This window comes from Streptomyces sp. NPDC002088, from assembly GCF_040296605.1.
Taxonomy (GTDB): domain Bacteria; phylum Actinomycetota; class Actinomycetes; order Streptomycetales; family Streptomycetaceae; genus Streptomyces.
This window is the reverse complement of sequence record NZ_JBEOXO010000019.1, coordinates 164,236-186,429: the sequence shown is the minus strand read 5'-3', so window position 1 is coordinate 186,429 and position 22,194 is coordinate 164,236. Positions and strand designations below refer to the sequence as shown.

The window sequence follows — 22,194 nt, the reverse complement described above, 5'->3', positions numbered from 1 at the left end:
ATGCTGAATCTCGCCTCCATGCTGGAGTACACCGCACGGCACCACCCCGATCGCGAGGCCGTGACCCAAGGCTCCCTGCGCCTGACCTACGCCGAGCTCGACGCCGCCGCCAACCGCGTGGCGAACCTGCTCGCCGACCGCGGCATCGGCCGCGGCGACCGGGTGGCGCTCAGCTGTCCCAACCGCGTCGAATTCCCCACGCTCTACTACGGCATTCTCAAGGCGGGAGCCGCCGTCGTTCCGCTCAACGTCATGCTGCAGCCACGGGAGATCGCCTACCACCTGACCGACTCGCAGGCCAAAGCCTTCTTCTGCCACGCGGGCCCGACCGCTGCGGTGCCGGCCTCAGCAGTCGCCGAGGCCGTGGCGCAAACGCCCTCCTGCGAACACCTGATCCTGATCACCGACGACCCAGCGGACGATTCCCCCCTGACCGACGTCCCCACTCTGAGTACGGTGCTGGCGAGCAGGAGCGACGTGCACGAGACCGTCTGCACCCTGGAGTCGGACACCGCGGTGATCCTCTACACCAGCGGCACCACAGGCAGCCCGAAGGGCGCGGAACTCACCCACGCCAACATGACGCTCAACGCGCTCACCTGCCACCGCACCATCGAGGCACGCCAGGACGACGTACACCTGATCGTCCTGCCGCTGTTCCACAGCTTCGGCCAGACCGTCCAGATGAACGCCACCTTCGGCATCGGCGCCCGCATGGTGCTCATGCCGCGCTTCGAGGCGGCGAAGGTCATGCGGACGCTGGCCCGCGAGGAAGTCACCGTCTTCGCCGGCGTCCCGACCATGTACTGGAAGCTCCTCGAAGAGCCCGTCGAAGACGACACCCGCAAGGCCGTCACCGCGCGGCTCCGCATGGCAATTTCGGGCGGCGCGGCGCTCGCCGTAGAGATCGCCGAACGCTTCCGCAAGGCCTTCGGCATCAGCATCCATGAGGGATACGGGCTGTCCGAGACCAGCCCCATGGTCACCTTCCAGCATCCCGGCCGCCCGCCGAAACCCGGCTCGGTGGGCAGCCCGGTATGGGGCGTGGAGATGCGTCTGGTCGACCCCTCGGGCACCGAGGTCACCGACGGTGAGCCGGGCGAGGTCGCCATCCGCGGACACAACGTCATGAAGGGCTATTTCGGCCGCCCCGAGGCCACCGCCGAGGTCCTGCGCGACGGCTGGTTCTTCAGCGGGGACATCGCACGGCGTGACGCCGACGGCGACTACGTCCTCGTCGACCGCGCCAAGGACCTCATCATCCGGGGCGGATACAACGTCTACCCCCGCGAACTCGAAGAAGCCCTGCTCACCCACCCCGACGTGAGCCTGGCCGCAGTGATCGGCGTCCCGCACCCCGTACACGGCGAGGAAGTGAAGGCGTACGTCATACGACGCCAGGGATCGCACCTGTCGGAAGACAACCTCCGCACCTGGTGCAAGAGCGTCATGGCCGCCTACAAGTACCCACGCCTGTTCGAGTTCTGCGACGAACTGCCCATGACCGCCAGCGGCAAGATCCTCAAACGGCAGCTGAAGTGAACAAGTACTGCGCTCCGCCGTCGTCCGTCGTCTTCGTCCACCCGTCGGCCCTGCCGGTACCCGGCCTCCCGCCTACGCAGACGAGTTCCTGCCGGACACCACCCCTGCCGCGGTCAACCCCGCCCGCCCCGGCTGCCTGGACCGGTACCCCGACTGTTCCTTCAGCTCCAGACCGGCGGCAAGCTCCACACCGCAGCCCGCACCCTGCACGTCAACTGACCGCGTCACTCCGCTGACTGTCCGGCCCACCCCCTGCTGGGGGCGGGCCGGGCGTCTGCACACTCACCGGACACCACGCCGGAGGCGACCCACAACAGCTTCACCACAACAGCTTCAACTGTCACTTCCTCCGTCCGCTTCGCCCGGACGCGATCCGCTCGATGTCCGACTCGGGTGGCGGTCCGGGGGCGGATTCAATGGTTGGCCTCCCTCCCAGCCAGGTAAGACAGGCGAGGATGAAAAGTCCCTCTCGGTGCCGTCGGCGCTGCGATCCCGCCCGATGAGGCGGTCGCTGGCGAGCAGACCGGACTGGTCGAACTCGCCCTGGTCGCCCAGGAGATCGGCCGCGCCGCCGCCCGCGGCCCCTTCCTCCCCACCGCGCACGTCGGACGCGGGCGGGGTGCGCCACTGTCAGCCTCGACCGGCCGAGCACATCGCCGACGGGCACACCGCCCTCGACGCACCGGCCGGCGCGGACCCTGGCACCGTACGGCGGTTGCTGCAACTCATCGCGCACGAGGGCCTGTTCCCGCTGACGTCCGATCCAGCAGCTGCTGAGCAGCGGATCGGCCCGACCTCCTTCTGCTCGGCCCGGGATGGCTCTCGGCCACGAGATCGCCTCCGCCGTCGCCGGCGGTCTCTCCCCGGTGATCGCGACAGCCCTGCTCGCCGCCTACGCGGACTACGCTCCCGTCACCCTGTTCACCATCGGGCTGACCTCGTCACGGTGATCACGCTCCTGTTCACGCGGGAGACACGGAGAGCGCCCGTCACCGACCGCCCCGATCAGGAGCCGGCGAACATCTGAGTCCGCCTCAGCAGGGCGCACCCTCCAGGGCGAGGAGAGGGTGCGCCGGCGGCAGCGATCAAGATGCGGAGGATGCGCCAGGCCATTCGGTGTAGTCCGGCAGACCGGCGAGCACATCCTCCGCCCGAGCAAGGATCGCCTCACGCGGGCAGGCATGGGTGAGAATGTGCGCAAGCTCGCGCTCGATTCCGCGAATCACCAGCCACCCCGTGGCTGCTGGCGTGATGTAGTCCGCCCAGGTCGTCGGGACATCGGGGTCCTCGGCACTGGGCTGCAGGTCTCCAGGCTTGGCGTCAGTGATCGGATTTGTCACCTGCTCGACATAGGTCGACCACGGGGTCACGCCGCGTTCAGCCGATCGGTCCTGGGCACTCCGCAGCCGCTCGCTGGTCGTGATCCGTGTGCGAACGGCGCCAGGATGCAGGATCGACACACCGATGCCCTGCCCTCGCAGCTCGTTACGCGCAGTCAGGGACAAGGCCTCCACGGCGGCCTTGGAGACGTTGTAGGCGGAATGGCCGGCGCTCATGGCCATGGTGCCCATCGATGAGGTGTTCACGATGTGCTTCGGACCAGGCGTCGCTCGCATCCGTGGCACGAAGGCTGCGTGACCGTGCAGCACTCCCCAGAAGTTGACGTCCATGACCCAGCGGTAGTCCTCATAGCTGGTGTCCCAGGACGCCCGAAACGGGCGCAAGGTGACCCCAGCATTGTTGACGAGGATCTCGACCGACCCGTGCCAGTCGTACGCCAGGTCAGCGAGTTCCTCGACAGCGTCTCGCTGCGACACGTCAACCTGCACACCGATCGATCGCCGCCCGAGCGCCTCGATCTCCTTCGCGACCGACTCGGCGGCCGCGCCTTCGATGTCGGCGACGACAACGTCGACCCCTCGGCCGGCGAGAGCCAGGGCGATCGAACGCCCCATGCCACCGCCCGCACCGGTGACGACCGCAGCTGTTCCCTCGACTATTTCCACCGATCGTTCCTTCTCGATGTGGCACAGCCGCGCCCTCGCCGACGGCTGCGCGACTTGCCCGGGTGATGGCGGCGTCTGTGGTGGGAGCCGCCGGAAGCCGTCGTCCTACCGCCCTGGTGTGGCCAAGTCCCCCGCGGCGCGGGCAGTCCGCCGCCGCACTCGACCAGCTCTCCCTAAAACAGAACGCTCGTCCTCTTGTAGACAGACGGCCAGGATGACTAGGACCTCTGAGCGATGTCAAGAGGGCGGATCGGTCAGAGCTTCCCGGTAACTGCCGCGCCCAGCCCCGATCGTGATTGCCTGCAGCAACCAAACCGACCCCGTGACCATGCCCTCTCTGCAGCAAAGGGGCCCACTGGATCGTGCCGCAGCGACACCCGGAACGCGATCGCCGCACCCCTCGGAGGCAACCCCGCCTTCTCCCACTGCTCAACGCTTGACGCCATGACGAAGGCCCGTCACACTCGGTGAGCGCACTGAAGACACTTAACGTTCCGTTGAACGCCGAGAGGCAGATGACCCGGCCAGGGATCGTCGTGAAGGGCGGTCTCGGATTCGCACGAACTGAGCAGGGTTTGCCAGGGCGCACGAGCCGGCGACGGCGGTCGAGGTGGCGCGCGACCCGAGTGTGTGCCGTCGGAGCGGAATGGATCGGATTTCGTCGCACTGCCCGCGTTGACGGCGTGCGAGGCACCCGGAGAGACGAAGAGGAAGTCAGAACGAGCCTCTGTGGTTCGTGCGATCGAGGAAGACAGGTGATTTCCGGTGACCAGACTGGTCCCCGGCCAGGTGGCAATCGTCACTGGCGCAGCAAGCGGTATTGGGAAGGCGCTCGCAGAGGCGTTCGCGAAGCGCGGGCTCAACCTCGCGATCGCCGACCTCGACTCGAACGGGCTCCGCACCACCCGCGATGAGCTGACAGCGCTGGGCGTCGAAGTGATCGACGTACCGACCGACGTCACAAGCGCCGAATCGGTCGCGCAGCTCGCCCAGACAACTCTGGAAAAGTTCGGAACCTTCGACATCGCCTGTAACAATGTCGGAGCGGCCAATAAGATGCGTCCGTTGTGGGAGATCACTTCAGAGGAATGGGAGCGACTGCTCTCCCTGAATCTCCGGAGTGTCATCAACGGTATGCGAGAGCTGGTTCCGCATCTCGTTCACAAGAACTCGGGCCACGTACTCAACACCGCCTCGATGTCCGGTCTCTCCATCGTCCCCGGTATCGCGGACTACATCGTCACCAAACACGCGGTTGTAGCACTCACCGAAACGTTGAGCGCCGAATTTACTGCTTCAGCGCCAGGTGTGGGCGCTACCGTCCTCTGCCCGGGCGTCATGCGCACCCCCATGCTCGCGAAGCGCGAAGATGGTCCTGCCGGCAGCGCCGATGATTCAACCATGCCTGTTCCAACGAATGCCCTCATTGAACCCGGGAACGCGGCAGAGATCACACTCGCGGCGATCGAGGCCGACTACCTCTACGCGGTGCCGGCCATCAATCCTCTTGTGCGAATTCGGGGTAAAGTTGATCGGCTGCTTCACGAGGTGGAGAATCAGCCTGTGCCGCCCATAGCTGCACGCTGATTCCTCCTGCGAATGCACCGCCGCCCCGCAGATACGTTGGCGAACGTGCCGGCTTTTCAACTCACCCATCCGGCGTCAGGCCGGTGAAGCATCGGTGTGGCAAGGTGGGCTGGACGGTGGCCGTCGAGCCCACTTTGCCGCTCCGTGAGGTTCAGTCGCCGAAGCGGGCCACGAGGCGGCCGGTGACCTGCCCCTTGGCCAGGCGGTCCAGGCCGTCGGGGATCTGGTTGAAGCCGATCTCCTCGTACACCGGGGCGATGGAGCCGTCGAGCATGAGCTGGTAGAGCTCCTCGATGTCCGCGACGGTGCCCGCGATGGAGCCGATGAGGTTCTTGTTGCGCAGCAGTGCGTGGGACGGGATGGTCATCTCCCTGGCGCCGATACCGACGGTGACGACGGTGCCGCCGGGGCGGATCGCGTCAATGGCCGCGGCGGCGGTGTTGAAGCCGGCGTAGTCGACGACGAGGTCGAAGTTCTGGTCCTTCCACTCGGTCGCGTCGGCGACCGTGCCGGCCACGCCGAGGCCCAGGGCAAGTTCGCGCACCTCCGCCTTGGGCTCGGCCACGTGCACTTCCGCTCCCTTGAGCACCGCGGCGCGCGCCCCGATCTGGCCGAGGCCGCCCAGGCCGATGACCCCGACCTTCATGCCCTCCTTGGCGCCGCCGCGCACGACCATCGCATGGTAGGAGGTCATGCCCGCGTCGGTGGCCACCGCGGCGAGGGCTGTGTCCAGGCCCTCGGGGACACGGGCGAGGTCGTCGGCGTGGACAAGCTGCTTGTCCGCGAAGCCGCCAGGGCCGAAGAACCCGGGGATCGGGCCGGTGCCGAACGGGCACACGCCGACGCGGTCGCCGACCTGCCAGCCGGTCACGCCCTCGCCTATGGCGCTGATGACGCCGGCGGTCTCGTGGCCCAGGGTCATCGGGGTGTAGGGCATGTTGGCCTTGGTGCCGGGGTTGGTCATGTAGGTGATGTCCGAGTGGCACAGGCCGCAGGCGCGCACGTCGACGACGACCTCGCCGGGACCTGGGACGGGGTCGGGGACCTCGTTGAGGACGAGGGGCTCGTTGGTCTCGACGAACTGCCAAGCCTTCATGGTTCTCGCTTCCTTCTCCAAGGGCCGGGCGACGGTGCCCGGCGTCGGCGGCCCGCGGCAGGCCCGCGCCCGGAGGCTAGCCCAGGACCCCAGAAAAGGCAACGCTATGTTGCCTTTCTTGCTCGTAGCGTCGGGCCAGGGGGAGGAGGGCCGCGCACTCGTCGGCCGCGCTGGGTTACATTCACCGGTGATGGAGACGACGACCAGGCGCACCCGCGGGGTGCAGACCGGCCCGCGCAGTCGGCAGGTGATCAGCAGCGTGCGCGCGGCGACCCTTGCCGAGCTCGAGCGCGTGGGATTCACGGCGATGACCGTCGACGCCGTCGCCAGGGCTGCCGGGGTCAACCGCACCACGATCTACCGGCGTTGGCCCTCCAAGACGGCCCTCTTGGCCACCGTCGTCGAGCCGCTGCTGCAGCGCTACGACGACATTCCCGAGACCGGCGACGCGTGCAAGGACCTGGTCGCGGTCATGCGGATGATCTGCGAGGCCTGGACCAGCCCCGAAGGTCAGGCACTCCGCGTAGCCGCAGGCGCCGCCCATCACGAACTGCAGTCCCTGGTCGATCAGGTCACCGAGCGGTCGCTGGCACCGCTGCGGCGCGTCCTGGGCCATGCGGCCCGGCGCGGCGACATCCGTGAGGACGACGTGACGATGATCGCGCACCTGGCCTTCCACGGCGTGGCCACCTGGCAGCGATCCCCGAGCGCGCCGCTGACCGACGACGACTGCCGCCGCATGGCACACATCCTCCTGGGGGCCGCAGGCGGGGACACGCCGCCGTCCTGACTCAGCGTTACCGGTGCAGCTGCACCTTGTTCGAGCAGTGCCCCCACCGCATGGCCTGCGCACGCTGCGACTTCCGCACCCCCAAGGACTCGGCCAAGGCTTAGGGGGCTTCTGCGGCGTCAGCCAGGACTGTCAGGACTGTCAGGACTGTCAGGACTGTCAGGACTGTCTTGGCCGTCTCAGCAGCGCAGAGGCGGTTGGTTCCGATGACGCCGGTCGGGCCACGTTTGATCCATCCGACCATGTACAGGCCGGGTAGGGGGAGCCGGGGCCGGACGACCGCATGCGCGGTCCGGCCCCGGCTCCCCTACGTACGGGGGACGGATCAGCCCGCGGGCTGCGGCGGCGGAGTGAAGTGGTGGCCCCAGAAGGCGCCTTCGGTGATCTCGTAGACGGGGACGGGCTCGGGGACCTTCAGCCCGTTCCAGCCGAACTCGATCGCGTAGTTCTCCGGCGACCAGACGTAGAAGGAGACCATGTGGTCGTTCGTGTGCTTGCCGAGCGTGTGCATCATGGGGATCTCCTGCCGCTGGGCCCTGTCGAGCGCGAGCCCGACGTCGTCCAACGTGGCCGACTCGACCATCAGGTGCAGCAGGCGCCCGGGGCCCGGCATGGGCGTGATGCCCAGGGTGTGGTGCCGCGGGTTGCACCCCATGAACCAGGTGGTGCCGCCCTGGGAGCGCATCGTGTTGCGCTCGATGAAGCCGAGGACGTTCACATAGAAGTCGAACGCGGCCTTCGCGTCCTCGGCGGAGACGATCGCGTGCCCCAGCCCCATGTCACCGGTGACGAACTTCGACACCAGCGGGGTACGGACCGGCTTGTGGTCGAGGACGGCGCCGTAGTAGAGCTCGACCGGGTTACCGCCCGGATCGCTGAAGCGGACGAAGCCGGTGACCCGGCGCTCCGCGCACTCGGCCTCGGTACCGGCGGTCACCTTGATGCCGGCCTTCTCGACGGCTGCGGCCAGGCTCGTCAGCTCCCGCTCGTCGAGGACCTCGAGGCCCAGCGCCGTCATGCCGCTCTGCGGCCCCGGAGAAACCGCGATACGGGTCGGGTAGTCGTCCATCCTGAAGTACAGCGATTCCGGATCGCCGCCTTCGACGGGCATCAGCCCGAGGAAGTCGCCCCCGAACTGCTTCCATTTCTCGATGTCGGTGGATTCCAGCCTGACGTACCCGAGTGAGCGAACACCCATCGGACTCTCCAATCACGGTGGTTACGTGAAGGCCGCTGCGGACCTCCGGTCACGTGACGCGGGTGGCAGTAGCCACTCCCCCGCGCATGTCGTCTGTGCTGTTCCGTTCAGCGGTCCGCTCCTGGCGGGGTCCCCGGGGCAGCCCAAGTCCCCGCTCGGCAACCTGCGTCCGCAGGACCTCGTTCGGCCCGCCGGCGATCGTGTACGTGCGTGAGTACAGGTGCGCGTCCCGGTGATCTCGCGCAGCGGACGTACGTCGACGCCCGCGTGCTTCTTGATGCCCAGGCTGTGCTCGACGACGAACGCCCGTACCCTCTTCCGGAACGCCGCGAGCTCCGGCGTGGGCTCCAGCCGCATCACTGTCCTCCCCCCTCCTCGACCGCCTCGGCGTTGATTATGAGGCTACTCTAATTGCGCCGTCGACCGTTGATCGGGAAGTTTTTCCGACCAGTTCTCGACCGACACCCACAAAAGAGGATACTTTCTTCGCTGCGACACAGTAACCGATGCGACAGCACGAGACCCGGACGGTGGCTGGTGGACTTCGAGCTCGATGACGAGCAGGCGATGCCGCGTACGGTGTCGCGCGACTGGCTCCACGATCACGCCCCGACGCAGACCCTGCGGGCGCAGACCTGTCAGCAGGAGGACGTCGACCCCGCGCTCTGGCGCCTGGCGGCCGAGCGCGGCCGACTCGGTCTGGGCCTGCCCGAGGAACACGGCGGCACCGGCCAGGGACTGGTCGAACTCGCCCTGGTCGCCCAGGAGATCGGCCGCGCCGCCGCCCGCGGCCCCTTCCTCCCCACCGCGCTCGTCGGACGCGGGCGGGGTGCGCCACTGTCAGCCTCGACCGGCCGAGCACATCGCCGACGGGCACACCGCCCTCGACGCACCGGCCGGCACGGACCCTGGCACCGTACGGCGGTTGCTGCAACTCATCGCGCACGAGGGCCTGTTCGCGCTGACGTCCGATCCAGCAGCTGCTGAGCAGCGGATCGGCCCGACCTCCTTCGGCTCGGCCCTGCTCGAGGACGCCCACAGCAAGCTCGACCGCCGCAGCGGCTGCTCCCGGCTCGACGACGCCTGGCGTCCACGACCTGACCGATCAGGCCGTTCGCCCGGAGCGCGGGGTCCTGCCCCACCTCCCCGGCGTTCTGCACGGCGGCCGGCTGTCCCTCGCCCTGCGACAGCAGCTCGACCCACTCGTCGCACGGCCGGCCGCCGACGCTCTCCGCGCCCGCACCGGCTTCGCCATGATCCTCTCGGTGCTGTCGAAGCGCGCGTCGGCCGCGAGGTCCTCTCGGCCGATCAGGCAGCAGAATTCCGGCCAGTACCGGCCCGGTTACGGCATTGCCGTCTTCAGCCACCGGCCGTCGGACGTCCAGCAGGCGCCGACCAGCGAGCTGGTCGGCGCCTGGTTCACCGAGCACACGTCCACCACCGAGGGCTCGCCCGTGGTCGCGCGTGCGCAGAGGGCCGCGGCTATGCCCCCTCGTTCGTCATCGCGCCCATCGAGTCGTCGTAGGCGCCGGACGGCATGCGCATCATCCGCTCGGCCCCGGGCGGGGTCATGCCCACCGCGCTGCCACCGCGGGCCCGGAAGGCGGTGCTGTCACGGTATCGGGGCAGAGTCCTGCGCCAGATCAACACGGTCTCCGTCTGCACGGCGCGGGCCGGGGCCTTGAAGACATGCTCTCCACGCCCGCCCGACATGACTACGGCCGCCGCAGACCAGGTCAGGGCCGCTCAAGCGGCTCCAAGTCCGCCTCGCCCGCACTGTCCATGAGCTCACGCGTCGGACGCGTCGTCGTGCATGAGCAGCGGGATCATCACGATGCTGGAGATGTCCAGTGTGTCGCTGGAACCGAGCCCGGAGGTGAACAGCCTCATGCGCGCCTCCTCCGCTGAACCCTCCACCTCGTAGATCGTCGCGTAGCGGTAGGGGATGCCGTCCGTGGACGTGTCGGCTGCCCGGAGGCGACGTACCGCCACGAACCCGGGCAGGGCCAGGATCTCCGGAATGTGCGTTCCCCAGTACCAGTCCTGGAACTCCTTGTCCTTCCCCTCGACGGGGTTGGTGAGGGCCAGCAGGACTTCGCGGCGCGACTGCGCTGTGTCACTCATCGTGTCTCCTGAAAGCGTGTGTCTCCTGGAAGGGAAGCCGTCGTGAATCCCCACGGGATGCCGAGGCTGGTCGCCGGATCGGTCACCAGGGCGGTGTCGCAGCGGTGGGCGATGCGGACGCCCTCGGCGTCCAGGTGCTTCGCCACCCGCTCCAGATCGGCCACCGTCCAGGTGATGGCGTGGTAGGTGTCCAGCGGCTCGTTCCCCGACGCGCCCTCGGTCCGTTCGCCGCAGGGATCCGGTGTGGCGAAGTGGAAGACGGCGTCGGCCAGCTGGACGTACGGCCCGTAGACGCCGCGCAGTTCGTCACGGCCCGTGTGGATGACCTTGCCGCCGAGGACGTCGACGGTGAGCTTGAGCGCGCGCTCCGGCCGGGAGGTCAGGACGGTGTGATGCGATGCGTGCACGATGCCGAGCGGGTCGTCGTCCGTGACCGCGGGGATCGTCCACCCCTCGGTCACTCGCGGGTCGAGGGGGAAGGGGAACATCTCGAAGAAGCGGTACGGCAGGCCGGCGTCGTCCTTCAGGCTCTGGAACGGCGACGGGCCTCCTGCCCACTCGTCCGCCTCCAGCACCTCGTCGCGCACGTCCACGAGGCGGAAGCCCTGTGCACGCAGTTCTTTGTAGAGCTCCTTGACTCCCTCGACGTACCAGCCGGTCGTCTTCAGCTGCGGTGTACCGACATCCGGATACCTCTGCACCCCGCCGGTGAGGTACCGCTTCGGTTCGAGGTTGTCGATGAGCACATCGCTGATCGCCGTGAACGTCGAGTAGCCGACGGAGTGCCCCGGCGCCGGCGGGTCCGGCATGATGACGGAGAAGTTGGTGCTCGGGCGACCGAAGACCCGGCTGTAGAAGTCCTCCGCCTCGTCGAGGCTGGGCACGTGGATCACGGGCTGGTACAGCATGCGTACGTGAAAGGGGCGGTCGGTGCCGGTCACTTCGTACTCCTTGTCCCTGGGGTTCCGGTCGTGGGCCGCGCCCCGCTAGCCGGCACTGGCGGTCTCGTTCGCCCGCGAGAACGCGCCGCCGAAGTCCTCGGTCGACGACATCTCGTCGAGCATCTCGTGGAGCTTCGTCCGTCCGCCGGGGTTGAGGAGGAACTTGCGTACCTTGCCCTCGACGTTGGCCCCGTAGTAGTGGCTGTGCTCGGCCGAGAAGATCGACTGCGGGGCGAGCGTCTCGATCATGGTCATCCACTCGTCCTGCTGCGCGGCGGTCGGCTCGAAGACGGTGTACCCGTGGTCGCGCGCGTGGATCAGCGTCTTGGTGATCCAGTCGATCTGGTCCTGCGAGTAGCGCGGGTAGTTGCCACCGCCGGCGCCGTGCGGACCGCCCGGGAAGAAGAAGTTCGGCAGCAGGTGCGCGCTGAAGCCTCCGAAGTCGGACGGCCCGTCCTCCCAGTCGGTGCTCAGGTCGAGATCCTCACGCCCCTTGATGCCCATCCGGGTCAGCGCGCCGGTGCCGAAGTCGAAGCCGGTCGCGAACACGATGATGTCGTAGTCCCGGTGCCGCTCGGTGGTCTCGATCCCGGTGGCGTCGACCCGTACGAACGGCGTCTCCCTGAGGGAGATGAGTGAGGCGTTCGGCTTGTTGAAGGACTCGAAGTAGTCGGTGACGAACGGCGGACGCTTCGCGCCGAAGAGGTGGTCCTTCGGGATGAGCCGCTCGGCGGTCACCGGGTCCTTGACGATCGAGCGGATCTTGTTGGCGAGGAACGCGCAGAACTCTAGGTTCACCTCGCGGTTCGTCGTCATGTCGTAGTAGTTCGACGTGAGCTTGGCGAAGCCGGGGCTCTTCCAGATCTTCTCGTAGAACGCCTGACGTTCCTGCGCCGAGTCCGCCGACGAGAACTTGCCCGCCGGCTCGTGGAGGAAGCCCGTCGGCGACGTGCTCAACGTCTTGACGACGTCGTCGAAGTTGTCGCTGAGCCATGCCTGGCGCTCGTCCGAGATCGGGGCGTTGTTCAGCGGAGTCGTCCAGGTCGGCGTGCGCTGGTAGAGGTCCACGGCCTCGACGGTGTCGACGATCGCCGGAAGGAGCTGGGCGCCGCTCGGGCCGTTGCCGATGATGGCGACCCGCTTGCCGGCGAAGTCGACGGGCGTGTGGGGCCAGGCGCCCGTGTGGTAGGCCTGACCGCTGAAGTCGTCGAGGCCGTCGATGTCGGGGTAGTTCGGTACGGACAGTCCGCCCGTCGCGGAGATGACCCAACGGGCCCGGACGACACTGCCCTTCTCCGTCCGCACCACCCATGCCTGGCCGGCCTCGTCGAACTCGGCGGAGACGACCTTCTCGCCCGTGCGGATGTGCCGGCGCAGGTCGAAGCGGTCGACGACGTGGTTGAGATAGCTCTCGATCTCCGGCTGCGTCGCGAACTCCTCCTTCCACCGCCACTCGTCGAAGAGCTCCTTGGAGAAGATGTACGCGTACGTGTAGCTCTCGGAGTCGAAGCGCGCGGACGGGTAGCGGTTCCAGTACCAGACACCGCCCACCCCGTCACCGGCCTCCAGCGTCTGCGCCGTGAAGCCGGCGTCGAGCGCCTGGTAGAGCGCGTAGATGCCGACCACGCCGGCGCCGATCACCAGCACCTCGACGTCCACGTCGTTGTCGATCTGTCCTGCCACTTTGACTCACTCCCACTTGGTACGACTACTCCAGCGGCGATCAGCCATAGGTAAGCACAAGTGCTGAAAAATAAAAACCACTTGTGCAGTACAGGGCCTGTGAAGCATCCCGGGGATTGTCTTATCTGAGCTTGCGTGATGAAATCCCGCCACGATCACTGTCGAAGGAGCATGATGAACGCCACCCCTGACTTCCGGTTCGACGGACGAGTCGCCATCGTGACCGGCGCCGGTCGAGGCCTCGGCCGGGCCCATGCGCTGCTGCTCGCGGAGCGCGGCGCCAAGGTCGTCGTCAACGACCTCGGCGGCACCAAGGAGGGCGAAGGCAGCGACGCCGGACCGGCCAACGATGTCGTCCGGGAGATCACGGCCGCGGGCGGCGTCGCCGTCGCCGACACGAACAACGTGGGCCAGGAGGAGGGCTGCCACGCGCTCGTCGAGACCGCTGTCCGCGAGTTCGGGCGCATCGACATCGTCGTGAACAACGCCGGCATCTCCCGCTTCGCCACGTTCCCCGAGGCCGACGCCGAGAACCTTGACCTGACGCTGGACGTGCACCTGCGCGGCACGTGGCACACGACGCGTGCGGCCTGGCCGTACATGGTCGAGCAGGGCTACGGCCGGGTGATCACGACGACGTCGACCGGCATGTTCGGGCTCCCGGACAACCTGGCGTACGCGACCGCGAAGGGGGCGCTGATCGGGTTCACCCGGAGCCTGTCGCTGGAGGGCGCGTCGCACGGCATTCGCGTCAACTGCGTCGCACCGAACGCGATCACGCGTCCGAGCACCTCGGCTGCGAAGCCGAACATCACGACCACCGCGCTGGACGACGCCCGCCTGCAGGCGCTGCGCACCGACCTGGTGTCACCGATGGTGGCGTACCTGGCGCACGAGGACTGCACGGTGAACGGCGAGATTCTCGTGGCAGGTGCACAGCGGTTCGCCCGGTGGTTCCTCGCCGTCAGCCCCGGATACCACTCGGCCGGGGCCGGGACACCGACGATCGAGGAGATCGCCGGAAACTGGAAGGAGATCACCGACGAGAGCGGCTACTACGTGCCCGCGAGTCTGCACGACTGGACGTCGAGGTTCATGGCCCACCTCGGCACCTGACAGCGACGCGACCCATACGGCGAAGGAGCCCGGTCACCGACCGGGCTCCTTCGCCGTATGCGCCTTCATAGCCACTGCCGAGGGGCTGTGCCGGGCTCAGGCGCCTGCCGTAGTCCTCGGATCGCCCTCGACGAGCGGTGCCGTGAGTCCCGCGCTGAGGAAGGTCACCAGATCGTCGACCAGGACGTCGATCTCCGCGGGCAGGTGGGAACGCTTTCGCTGCGCCGCTTGGTACCGCGCGAGTGCGTGCACGGCACTCGTGAGGATCACCCACCATCTCTCTTCGAGTACCGCCTCGGGCACCTGCGGTACGAGCCGGCTGAGGAGAGTGCGCAGCGTAAGGACCGACGCACCGGCGCGGACATCGCCCATGCGCTCGTATCCGCCCTCTTCGATGATGAAGTGGGACAGGAACGCAAGGTAGTGGTTGTCCTCCCGCAGATGGATCGCGAGCGGCCGCACGAACGCGCCGACGACGTCGACAACGGTCAGCGGGGTCGGGCCGAGCATGAGGTCGGCGACGATGCCGGTCCGGCTGACTTCGCTCTCGGCGCCGCGCTGTTCCATGATGGCCTTCACGACCTCGTCACGGTCGCCGAAGTGGTACTGGACGGCGGCGTGATTGCGCTGGCCGGCAGCGATTCCGATGTCGCGCAACGGCACAGCCGAAATGCCGTGCTCGGCGAACAGGCGCTCGGCCGCGGTGAGAATGAGCTGACGCGTCACTTCGCCGCGAACGTTCTTGCGCCCTTGGCCGGTTCGGGAGCCGCTGCGCCGCGCAGCCTGATGGGGCGGGGATGAAGACATGGCCTACAAATCTAGCAGGACCAGGGCATCGAGCGGCGCGAGGTCGGAGCCGGGCGGATAGACGTTGCCGAAGAGCTCGGCCCCGGCGTCGGTCAGGCACGGGACGAGGCCCGGCCAGCGCACCACGCCGTTGCCCTCCGCGGGAGCGGCGGGCGCCAAGGTGGCGATGGTGACGCGGTCACCTTGCGCGGCCAGGACACCGAGGGCGCCGCCGCGTGCGTCCGCCGTCACCGTGAGCTCCAGTTCGCGCAGTTCGACATCGAGGAACCCGTGGTGGGCCATGAAACGCGCGCCTCCACCGAAGTGCAGCGACCAGCCGTCGCCGTCCCGCGACGCCTCGGTCAGCGGGAACTGGAACATCCCGTCGGCATCCAGCTCGGCCCCGTCGACAGCCTCGCAGGTGCCGGCCGCGATCGCCCGTACGTAATGGACGAAGGACGATTTCACCTGCCAGCGCAGCACCCCGCGACTACTCATGTGCCGCGCCGGTGGTCGGCGGGGAACCCGGTCATACCCGGCTCCAGCTCGAGGCCTAGCGTGTTGAACGCCGTGCAGTGCATGTCGTAGGTGCCCACGGTGAAAACGAAGTCGATGAGCTGCTCGCGCGAGAACTGCTTCTCCAGGGCGAGCCATGTCTCGCCCGAGACGTTCTTCACCGTGCACATCTCATCGACGGCCCGGACGACTGCAGCATCGGCGTCCGACCACTCCGCGGCGTCGGGACCTTCGCCGAGCGCTTCGATCTCGGCGTCGGTGAGATGGCCGCCCGCCCGGCTCATCCGGACGTGCTGGGCCCACTCGTACTCGCCGAAACCGAGCCAGGTCGTCCGGATGATCGCTATCTCGCGGACGCGGTCGGAGAGCGTGGAGTGCCGCAGGTGGTTCGAGAAGGGCATCCACCCACGGATCAGGTCCGGATGCCAGGCGTAGATACCGAGGATGTGGGAGCGCGGGCGCGTCGCGGGCCCGCTGGGCGCGGCGGCCTGCGTGCCGGGCGCCTGAGCGCGCAGCACGGACAGGGCTTCGTCGACCTCGTCGGTCCAGTCCTCGACGGGGCGCGGGGGAATGCGTGGCTGAGTCATGAGATCACCCGATGAAGGAGCCGCCATTGACACTGACGGTCTGGCCGGTCACGTAGGAGGCCTCGTCCGAGACGAGGTAGGAAACTGCGGCAGCGATGTCCTCGCCGGTGCCCATCCGCCCGACGGGGATGTACTTCGCCATGTCCTCCGCGGAAGGTATGGCGCCCGTAGCACGCTTCTTCTGCACGCTCGGGGTGTCGATCGAGGACGGAGCGACCGTGTTGACCGTGATGCCCGACTTGGCGAACTCGACGGCGAGCGCCTTGGTCAGGGCCATCTGCCCGCCCTTGGACGCGGCGTAGTGGGCCATCTTCGGGGCCCCGCGCTGCGCGCTGGAGGAGGCGATCAGTACGACGCGTCCCCAGGCGGCATCGAGAAGATCCGGGAGAGCGGACTGGACGACGTTGAACGTCCCGGTCAAGTTGATCGACAGGGTGCGGTTCCACTCGTCGAGCGTCATGTCCAGGAACGGGCGCTGCGGGGCGACCGCGGCGTTCGCGACGACGGCGGCCAGCGGTCCCAGTTCGGCACGGGCGGCGGTCAGCGCCGCGTCGACCTGCTGCCGGTCGCTCACATCGGCGTGGTATCCGCGTGCGTGGCCGCCGACGCCGGCGATCGCTTCCGCGGCCTGCTGTGCCGCGCCGTCGACGACGTCGAGGATCGCGATCTTGAATCCGTCCTTCGCGAGGCGCTCGGCGATCGCCAGGCCGATGCCCGCGGCACCTCCTGTGACGACGGCCACGCGGCCCGCGGCCGTCATCGAGTCTCTCCGCGAGAGTGTCGAGCGGTGTGCACCCTGGTCATCGGGATACGTCCTCATTCCTCTTGGGCGAGCGTCTCGGCGAGCGTCTCGGCGAGCGTCTCGGCGAACGGAACGCACGTTCCGTTGCCAGAAGTCCTCAGCATGTCGTGGCGTGAAATGAGATGTCAACCCTTCCTATGCCTGCCTGTCATTGACACCCACCGCAACGGCGATCACTATTTCCCTGTTGCGTTGTAGCGACTTGGCGTTCTCTTGAATGGGCAATCCCTCTCAGTGTGCGGGTCTCATCCAGGAAGCTCAGAGCGCCCTGCGCCTTCGACCACCTGTCACCGACACACAAGGACCAGGACGATGACCGAAACCGCCCTCCATCGCCACATTGTCGTCGTCGGGGCGTCGCTGGCCGGGACCCGGACCGTACAAGGCCTTCGGGCGCTCGGCCACAGCGGCCCCATCACACTGATCGGCGCCGAGGACGAGCTTCCCTACGATCGCCCGCCCCTCTCGAAGAACCTCCTCAACGGCGCCTGGTCGGAGTCGTCCGTGGACGGCATCCGGCTGGTCACGCGGGCCGAGCTGGACGAACTCGGGGTCGAGCTCCGGCTCGGGTCGGCCGCTGTGGGCCTGGACACCGCCGCACGCCGCGTCCGCCTCGCCGACGGCACGAGCGTGCCCTACGACGCGCTCGTCATCGCCACCGGAGCCGCGGCCCGGCCGTCCCCGTGGCGCCCGCCGTCGGGCGTGTACCAGCTCAGGACGCTGGACGACTCGCGCACGATCGCCGCACAACTCGCGCTCGGTGAGCCCGTCGTCGTCGTCGGAGGCGGCTTCATCGGCACCGAGATCGCGGCCGCGGCGGTCGGACACGGCTGCCCCGTCACGGTCGTCGACCCGCTCCCGGAGCCGATGACACGACTGGTCGGCCCCGAGATCGCGGGCAGCCTCGTCGAACTCCACCGACGCAACGGCGTCCGGACCCGGTTCGGGACCGGCGTCGTCGCCATCGAGGGCAAGGCCGGCGAGCTCACGGTCGAACTCGACAGCGGGGAACGCCTGTCGGCGGCGGCCGCGGTGGTGGGCATCGGCTCGGTGCCGTCGACCGACTGGCTCGCCGGCACCGGCCTCGAGCTCGACAACGGCGTCGTGACCGACCGCTTCCTGCGGGCGAGCGGAGCCGACGACGTGTACGCGATCGGCGACGTCGCCCGCTGGCCGCACCCGGGACGAGGTGCCGACGTCCGGGCCGAGCACTGGACGAACGCCGGCGACCAGGCGAGGTACGTCGCCACCGCCCTCACGCGGGGCGTCGAGGCGGGCTACGAGCCGACGGACTACGTGTGGTCCGACCAGTACGACTGGAAGGTGAACGCCTGCGGCCGGCACGATCCCGCAGGCAGCTCGACCGTCATCGGCGACCTGCGGGCGGGCAGCAGGGCGGCCGTGATCCACACGGACGCGCAGGGCGTCGCCTGCGGCGCGGTCACGGTGAACTGGGTGCGGGCCCTGAACCAGGCACGCCGGCTGCTGTCGGTCGGCGCCTCGGGCGACAGCGTCGTCGACGCGGTCAGGCAGTTGGCCTGAGCTCGCTGAGGGCGGGGCGCTCGCCCCGCCCCAGATCGTTTCTGACAGGTCGTTCACGTTTCATCCCTCCCTGCGACCGTGACCAGCCGACGCCCGGCGACGGCGAACTGGCCCACAGCGTGACGCTGTGGGCCAGTTCGCCGTCGTCGCGAGAATCGCGGAGTCGGCTCGATCGGCACGGCCTACTTGCCCGCGCCGGCGGCGCGCGTGAAGCCGTCCGGGATGTGCAGGTCGTCCGGGCACAGCTCGTGGACCGAGGAGTGCCCGAGGCCCAGGACGGCGGAGTCGAGTCCGCCGCGAAGGATGTCCAGGACGTTCCCCACGCCCGTCTGGCCGGCCGCGGCCAGGCCCCACAGGTAGGCGCGGCCGATCAGGACCGCACGCGCTCCCAGAGCGAGGGCCTTGGCGACGTCGCCGCCTCGGCGCACCCCGCCGTCCAGCAGGACCTCGATCTCGTTCCCGACGGCTTCGGCGATCGGAGGCAGCAGGCGGATGCTGGCGGGTGTGGTGTCCAGGTTGTTCCCGCCGTGGTTGGACACCGAGATGGCGCTCACCCCGGCGTCGACGGCCCGCTTGGCGTCGTCCACCCGGGAGACTCCCTTGAGCAGGAACGGGCCTCCCCACTCCGCGCGCATCCACTTGATGTCGTCCCAGGTGGGCGGCGTGGTCTGCATCCACTCGTAGTAGGCGCCGAAGAAGGTGGGCGCCTTGCCTCCCGGGGGCTTGAGGTTGGGGGCGGTAAGGTCCGGGATCCGCCCGGACTTGGCGAACGTCCACAGCCAGCGCGGCCGGGGGAGCACGTCCGGCGCGAACTTGATCGCCGCCTTGAGGTCGATCTTCTCCGGGATGGCCGGGCTTCCCCAGTCACGGCCGTTGGAGAAGGACCAGTCCAGTGTGGCGATCAGCGCCTTCACCCCAGCGGCCCGCGCGCGCTCCATGCGCTGCACCATGGACTCGCGGCTTCCGGTCCAGTACATCTGGTAGAAGGTGTTCGGGTTGGCGGTGCAGACCTCCTCCACCGGCTTGCTGGCGAACGAGCTCAGGCCCATGATCACGCCCCGTTCGGCCGCCGCCCGGGCCACCGCCACCTCACCGTCGGGATGGACGGCCTGTACCCCGGTCGGGGATATCACCACGGGGAACGCGGATTCCACCCCGAGCACGGTCGTCGACAGGTCCCGCTCGGCGTGAAAGCCGGCCACGCGCGGGGCGAAACCCAGCTCCGCGAAGGCACCGGTGTTGTCGTCGATGGTGCGCCCTCGTTCCGAACCGGCCACGAGGGCACCGTAGACGGAACTCGGCAGATACTTCTTCGCGCGGCGCTGAGCCTCCGCGACCGTCTCGAACCAGGGATTCCTGCCCATGTGCGGCTCCTACTTCAGTCTTCGGTCTTCAGTGCTGGTCGTCGTAAGGGGAGGGGCGCGAACTGCGAGCGCCCGGGGCCTCGGTCTCAGAGGCTCATGCCGGCGAGGGGGTCCTCGGCGCAGGCGCTGACCGGTGGCCGGTCCAGGCCGGGCCGGCGGGTCAGCTCCAGGGCGACCGGTCCGGATCGCCGTGCGGGGCGGGTGCGGTGGGAGTGGTCCCCCGTCGGCTTCGGGAGGTCGCCGCCGTCCTTCGGACGCTGGGCCAGCAGTTCCTCGCCGTAGCCCCGTACGCATTCGGGGTCGGGGCCGTCCAGCGGCAGTCCCGTGAAGAACTTCGCCGCCATGCAGCCGCCCTTGCAGGTGTCGTAGAACGAGCAGGAGGCGCATGCCCCGCCGCTCTGCGGCTCGCGCAGCTCGGAGAACAGGTCCGACTCCCGCCACACCTTCGCGAAGCCGCCCGGCCCGCGCACGTTGCCCGCGAGGAACTCGTCGTGGATCGCGAAGGGGCACGCGTACACGTCACCGACCGGGTCGATCAGACAGACCACACGGCCCGCACCGCACAGGTTCAGCCCCGGCAACGCCTGCCCGTACGCGGAGAGATGGAAGAAGGAGTCGCCGGTGAGCACGCTGTCGCCGTGGGCCACCAGCCAGTCGTACAGCTGCCGTTGCTGCCCGGGCAGCGGGTGGAGTTCGTCCCACACGTCCGCCCCGCGCCCGGAGGGGCGCAGCCGGGTCAGCCGCAGCTGGGCGCCGTACCGGTCGGCGATCGCCTTGAACTCGTCCATCTGCGCGATGTTGTGACGGGTGCACACCACGGAGATCTTGAAGTTCCGCATCCCGGCATCGGCCAGGTTCTGCATCGCGCGCAGCGCCGTGTCGTACGAACCCCGTCCCCGTACGGCGTCGTTGACCTCGGCGGTCGCGCCGTCGAGCGAGATCTGGACGTCGACGTAGTCGTTGGCGGCGAGCCGCTCGGCGACCTCGGGGGTGATCCGCACGCCGTTCGTGGAGAACTTCACGCCCACGTGGTGGGCCGTGGCGTAGTCGAGCAGCTCGAAGAAGTCGGGACGGACGGTGGGTTCGCCGCCGCCGATGTTGACGTAGAAGACCTGCATGGCCTCCAGTTCGTCGATGACGGCCTTGCACTCCTTGGTGCTCAGCTCGCGCGAGTCACGCCGCCCGGAGCTGGACAGGCAGTGCGCACAGGACAGGTTGCAGGCGTAAGTGAGTTCCCACGTCAGGCAGATCGGCGCGTCCAGGCCGTACTCGAAGAGATCCACCAGGCGGGAGGGGCCCGGCGCCGGTGCGGACCCCGGAAGGCGTGCGGTAGTGGTCATGAGGTCTCGGTCCTTTCGACGACCATCGACGACTGGGCGAGCACCGCGAGTGCCTGCCCGTACCGCGGCAGATCCGCCTCGGCGACGCCCGCGGCGGCACAGGCCGACCGCGCGGTGGGCGCTGTCGCCAGCGCCTGGACCACCGCGAGCAGCGTGCAGTCCTTGAGGAACGACAGCTTGCGGGTGCCGAAGTGGTACAACAGCGCACCGAAGGGTTCCGGCCGTACAGAGACCTGTTCGTGCAGGTCCCAGGCGCGGTCCAGGTTCAGCGTGGCCATGTCCGCGGCCTAGTAGACGCCGCACATGCCATCGATCGAGACCTCCTCGATCAGGTCGTCGGCCTCGATGAGCCCCTCCGGCGAGCCGACCGCCTCGGGGAGGTTCTGCTCGGGCTGGGAGGAGTTGATGACATCGTTCATGGTGTTCTCCCTGTGCATATGGCCCCGTACGGGTGCCTGCGGGCGGAGGTGATCAGGTGGCACGGCGACGTACGCAACCGTGCGTGCGTAAGACGCATCGTCGGCAGGGCGGCCGGGAACGCTGAGAGTTCCCGCGGCTGTTGAGCCTGCGGTGTAGACACCCGGAGCGTATTGGCACACGATGCCAAAATGGAAGACTCGGGTCACGGCCCATTTCCTCGTCCGCCGGTCGGAGCCCTTCTCCGCGCGAGCCTCTCGCCGCGCCCCCCGCGTCCTCTTGACACACCGGCCAGACATGCCGACACTGACGCCGTTGAAAGGATCGCTCGTTCCGTTGAATGACCCACCGCTCCTGGAGGCTCGCCCCGACGCCGGTGGTGCCACATCTGCCGCGGGCTTGCCATCCCACTGTCGACGGAAACCAGGGAGAAGAAGTGACCTTTGTGGTGACGCAGGCATGCGTGGACATCCAGGACAAGAGCTGCGTGCAGGTGTGTCCGGCCGACTGCATATACGAGGGCGGCCGGATGATGTACATCAACCCGGATCAGTGCATCGACTGCGGCGCCTGCGAGGAGGTGTGCCCGGTGACGGCGATCCGCTACGACGCCGACCTGACCGGCGACGACGAGCAGTTCCTCGACCTCAACGCTCAATTCTTCGACGCCCTCGACTCCCCCAAGAGCGCCCGCAAGCTGGGAAAGATCGACCACGATGTCGAGTTCGTCGCGGCCCTCCCCCGCAAGGAGGCCTAG

General features: G+C 68.4%; 23 protein-coding genes. 8 read left to right on the top strand and 15 right to left on the bottom strand.

The annotated features are described in order from the left end of the window. Complete coding sequence (locus tag ABT114_RS33720; protein ID WP_351146714.1) at nucleotides 1-1,542, top strand: long-chain-fatty-acid--CoA ligase; 1,542 nt, start codon at nucleotides 1-3, stop codon at nucleotides 1,540-1,542. Nucleotides 1,543-2,357: 815 nt separating this feature from the next. After that, nucleotides 2,358-2,492, top strand: coding sequence for a hypothetical protein (locus tag ABT114_RS33715; protein ID WP_351146713.1), 135 nt, complete (start codon nucleotides 2,358-2,360; stop codon nucleotides 2,490-2,492). A 135-nt stretch (nucleotides 2,493-2,627) separates the two neighbouring features. Here the strand turns inward: ABT114_RS33715 and ABT114_RS33710 are convergent, their stop codons facing one another. Further along, complete coding sequence (locus ABT114_RS33710) at nucleotides 2,628-3,548, bottom strand: SDR family NAD(P)-dependent oxidoreductase (RefSeq protein ID WP_351146712.1); 921 nt, start codon at nucleotides 3,546-3,548, stop codon at nucleotides 2,628-2,630. A gap of 765 nt (nucleotides 3,549-4,313) precedes the next feature. Here ABT114_RS33710 and ABT114_RS33705 point away from each other — a divergent pair. After that, nucleotides 4,314-5,135 carry an SDR family oxidoreductase gene (locus ABT114_RS33705; RefSeq protein ID WP_351146711.1) on the top strand — a complete coding sequence of 274 codons (822 nt, stop codon included), beginning with the start codon at nucleotides 4,314-4,316 and terminating at the stop codon, nucleotides 5,133-5,135. Nucleotides 5,136-5,286: 151 nt separating this feature from the next. Here ABT114_RS33705 and ABT114_RS33700 read toward each other — a convergent pair whose 3' ends face one another. Then, entirely contained in the window at nucleotides 5,287-6,231 is a 945-nt protein-coding gene (locus ABT114_RS33700) for a zinc-binding dehydrogenase (RefSeq protein ID WP_351146710.1), read from the bottom strand. Between the two features lie 190 nt (nucleotides 6,232-6,421). Here ABT114_RS33700 and ABT114_RS33695 point away from each other — a divergent pair, with 190 nt between their 5' ends. Next, nucleotides 6,422-7,021 (top strand): TetR/AcrR family transcriptional regulator, encoded by a 600-nt coding sequence (locus tag ABT114_RS33695; protein WP_351146709.1) that lies wholly within the window; start codon nucleotides 6,422-6,424, stop codon nucleotides 7,019-7,021. 325 nt (nucleotides 7,022-7,346) lie between these two features. Here the strand turns inward: ABT114_RS33695 and ABT114_RS33690 are convergent, their stop codons facing one another. Next, nucleotides 7,347-8,219 (bottom strand): VOC family protein, encoded by an 873-nt coding sequence (locus ABT114_RS33690; RefSeq protein ID WP_351146708.1) that lies wholly within the window; start codon nucleotides 8,217-8,219, stop codon nucleotides 7,347-7,349. 537 nt (nucleotides 8,220-8,756) lie between these two features. Between ABT114_RS33690 and ABT114_RS33685 the strand changes: the two genes are divergently transcribed. Further along, complete coding sequence (locus ABT114_RS33685) at nucleotides 8,757-9,206, top strand: acyl-CoA dehydrogenase family protein (protein WP_351146707.1); 450 nt, start codon at nucleotides 8,757-8,759, stop codon at nucleotides 9,204-9,206. Nucleotides 9,207-9,701: 495 nt separating this feature from the next. Here ABT114_RS33685 and ABT114_RS33680 read toward each other — a convergent pair whose 3' ends face one another. The 4 genes from ABT114_RS33680 to ABT114_RS33665 form a co-directional block, all read right to left on the bottom strand. Then, nucleotides 9,702-9,932: a hypothetical protein gene (locus tag ABT114_RS33680; protein WP_351146706.1), complete on the bottom strand. Its 231-nt coding sequence runs from the start codon at nucleotides 9,930-9,932 to the stop codon at nucleotides 9,702-9,704. A 75-nt stretch (nucleotides 9,933-10,007) separates the two neighbouring features. Then, nucleotides 10,008-10,343: a hypothetical protein gene (locus tag ABT114_RS33675; protein ID WP_351146705.1), complete on the bottom strand. Its 336-nt coding sequence runs from the start codon at nucleotides 10,341-10,343 to the stop codon at nucleotides 10,008-10,010. Beyond that, the gene (locus ABT114_RS33670; RefSeq protein ID WP_351146704.1) at nucleotides 10,340-11,284 is read right to left on the bottom strand and encodes a VOC family protein; all 945 of its coding nucleotides are present in this window, start codon (nucleotides 11,282-11,284) and stop codon (nucleotides 10,340-10,342) included. The genes ABT114_RS33675 and ABT114_RS33670 overlap by 4 nt, the downstream gene beginning before the upstream one ends. A gap of 45 nt (nucleotides 11,285-11,329) precedes the next feature. Beyond that, nucleotides 11,330-12,967, bottom strand: a complete 1,638-nt coding sequence (locus ABT114_RS33665; protein ID WP_351146703.1) for a flavin-containing monooxygenase — start codon at nucleotides 12,965-12,967, stop codon at nucleotides 11,330-11,332. A 174-nt stretch (nucleotides 12,968-13,141) separates the two neighbouring features. Here ABT114_RS33665 and ABT114_RS33660 point away from each other — a divergent pair, with 174 nt between their 5' ends. Beyond that, on the top strand, nucleotides 13,142-14,083 hold the full coding sequence (locus ABT114_RS33660) for an SDR family NAD(P)-dependent oxidoreductase (RefSeq protein ID WP_351146702.1): 942 nt from the start codon (nucleotides 13,142-13,144) through the stop codon (nucleotides 14,081-14,083). Between the two features lie 96 nt (nucleotides 14,084-14,179). Here the strand turns inward: ABT114_RS33660 and ABT114_RS33655 are convergent, their stop codons facing one another. From ABT114_RS33655 to ABT114_RS33640, 4 genes are all read right to left on the bottom strand, one after another. Next, nucleotides 14,180-14,809: a TetR/AcrR family transcriptional regulator gene (locus tag ABT114_RS33655; RefSeq protein WP_351146701.1), complete on the bottom strand. Its 630-nt coding sequence runs from the start codon at nucleotides 14,807-14,809 to the stop codon at nucleotides 14,180-14,182. A gap of 84 nt (nucleotides 14,810-14,893) precedes the next feature. Beyond that, nucleotides 14,894-15,367: an HtaA domain-containing protein gene (locus ABT114_RS33650; RefSeq protein WP_351146700.1), complete on the bottom strand. Its 474-nt coding sequence runs from the start codon at nucleotides 15,365-15,367 to the stop codon at nucleotides 14,894-14,896. Then, a complete protein-coding gene (locus tag ABT114_RS33645) occupies nucleotides 15,364-15,972 on the bottom strand; it encodes a carboxymuconolactone decarboxylase family protein (RefSeq protein WP_351146699.1) in 609 nt (202 codons plus the stop codon). Before ABT114_RS33645 ends, ABT114_RS33650 begins: the two co-directional genes overlap by 4 nt. Nucleotides 15,973-15,976: 4 nt before the next feature. Further along, a complete protein-coding gene (locus ABT114_RS33640; protein WP_351146698.1) occupies nucleotides 15,977-16,732 on the bottom strand; it encodes an SDR family oxidoreductase in 756 nt (251 codons plus the stop codon). A gap of 354 nt (nucleotides 16,733-17,086) precedes the next feature. On the opposite strand from ABT114_RS33640, the gene ABT114_RS33635 reads away from it, so the two are divergent. Then, nucleotides 17,087-18,316, top strand: a complete 1,230-nt coding sequence (locus ABT114_RS33635; RefSeq protein WP_351146697.1) for an NAD(P)/FAD-dependent oxidoreductase — start codon at nucleotides 17,087-17,089, stop codon at nucleotides 18,314-18,316. Nucleotides 18,317-18,498: 182 nt separating this feature from the next. Here the strand turns inward: ABT114_RS33635 and mftD are convergent, their stop codons facing one another. From mftD to mftA, 4 genes are all read right to left on the bottom strand, one after another. Further along, on the bottom strand, nucleotides 18,499-19,680 hold the full coding sequence (gene mftD, locus ABT114_RS33630; RefSeq protein WP_351146696.1) for a pre-mycofactocin synthase MftD: 1,182 nt from the start codon (nucleotides 19,678-19,680) through the stop codon (nucleotides 18,499-18,501). Between the two features lie 86 nt (nucleotides 19,681-19,766). Next, nucleotides 19,767-21,020 carry a mycofactocin radical SAM maturase gene (mftC, locus tag ABT114_RS33625; protein WP_351146695.1) on the bottom strand — a complete coding sequence of 418 codons (1,254 nt, stop codon included), beginning with the start codon at nucleotides 21,018-21,020 and terminating at the stop codon, nucleotides 19,767-19,769. Continuing rightward, the gene (mftB, locus tag ABT114_RS33620) at nucleotides 21,017-21,298 is read right to left on the bottom strand and encodes a mycofactocin biosynthesis chaperone MftB (RefSeq protein ID WP_351146694.1); all 282 of its coding nucleotides are present in this window, start codon (nucleotides 21,296-21,298) and stop codon (nucleotides 21,017-21,019) included. The genes mftC and mftB overlap by 4 nt, the downstream gene beginning before the upstream one ends. Nucleotides 21,299-21,307: 9 nt before the next feature. After that, nucleotides 21,308-21,439 carry a mycofactocin precursor MftA gene (gene mftA, locus ABT114_RS33615; protein WP_351146693.1) on the bottom strand — a complete coding sequence of 44 codons (132 nt, stop codon included), beginning with the start codon at nucleotides 21,437-21,439 and terminating at the stop codon, nucleotides 21,308-21,310. Nucleotides 21,440-21,873: 434 nt separating this feature from the next. On the opposite strand from mftA, the gene fdxA reads away from it, so the two are divergent. Then, on the top strand, nucleotides 21,874-22,194 hold the full coding sequence (gene fdxA, locus ABT114_RS33610; RefSeq protein ID WP_351146692.1) for a ferredoxin: 321 nt from the start codon (nucleotides 21,874-21,876) through the stop codon (nucleotides 22,192-22,194).

Excerpts from the sequence above, each read along its gene's own strand:
- ABT114_RS33720 (WP_351146714.1), top strand. The coding sequence starts at position 1 with ATGCTGAATCTCGCCTCCATGCTGGAGTACACCGCACGGCACCACCCC.
- ABT114_RS33715 (WP_351146713.1), top strand. The coding sequence starts at position 2,358 with ATGGCTCTCGGCCACGAGATCGCCTCCGCCGTCGCCGGCGGTCTCTCC.
- ABT114_RS33700 (WP_351146710.1), bottom strand. The coding sequence starts at position 6,231 with ATGAAGGCTTGGCAGTTCGTCGAGACCAACGAGCCCCTCGTCCTCAAC.
- ABT114_RS33695 (WP_351146709.1), top strand. The coding sequence starts at position 6,422 with ATGGAGACGACGACCAGGCGCACCCGCGGGGTGCAGACCGGCCCGCGC.
- ABT114_RS33690 (WP_351146708.1), bottom strand. The coding sequence starts at position 8,219 with ATGGGTGTTCGCTCACTCGGGTACGTCAGGCTGGAATCCACCGACATC.
- ABT114_RS33680 (WP_351146706.1), bottom strand. The coding sequence starts at position 9,932 with ATGTCGGGCGGGCGTGGAGAGCATGTCTTCAAGGCCCCGGCCCGCGCC.
- ABT114_RS33675 (WP_351146705.1), bottom strand. The coding sequence starts at position 10,343 with ATGAGTGACACAGCGCAGTCGCGCCGCGAAGTCCTGCTGGCCCTCACC.
- ABT114_RS33660 (WP_351146702.1), top strand. The coding sequence starts at position 13,142 with ATGAACGCCACCCCTGACTTCCGGTTCGACGGACGAGTCGCCATCGTG.
- ABT114_RS33650 (WP_351146700.1), bottom strand. The coding sequence starts at position 15,367 with ATGAGTAGTCGCGGGGTGCTGCGCTGGCAGGTGAAATCGTCCTTCGTC.
- ABT114_RS33645 (WP_351146699.1), bottom strand. The coding sequence starts at position 15,972 with ATGACTCAGCCACGCATTCCCCCGCGCCCCGTCGAGGACTGGACCGAC.
- ABT114_RS33640 (WP_351146698.1), bottom strand. The coding sequence starts at position 16,732 with ATGACGGCCGCGGGCCGCGTGGCCGTCGTCACAGGAGGTGCCGCGGGC.
- ABT114_RS33635 (WP_351146697.1), top strand. The coding sequence starts at position 17,087 with ATGACCGAAACCGCCCTCCATCGCCACATTGTCGTCGTCGGGGCGTCG.
- mftD (WP_351146696.1), bottom strand. The coding sequence starts at position 19,680 with ATGGGCAGGAATCCCTGGTTCGAGACGGTCGCGGAGGCTCAGCGCCGC.
- mftC (WP_351146695.1), bottom strand. The coding sequence starts at position 21,020 with ATGACCACTACCGCACGCCTTCCGGGGTCCGCACCGGCGCCGGGCCCC.
- mftB (WP_351146694.1), bottom strand. The coding sequence starts at position 21,298 with ATGGCCACGCTGAACCTGGACCGCGCCTGGGACCTGCACGAACAGGTC.
- mftA (WP_351146693.1), bottom strand. The coding sequence starts at position 21,439 with ATGAACGATGTCATCAACTCCTCCCAGCCCGAGCAGAACCTCCCCGAG.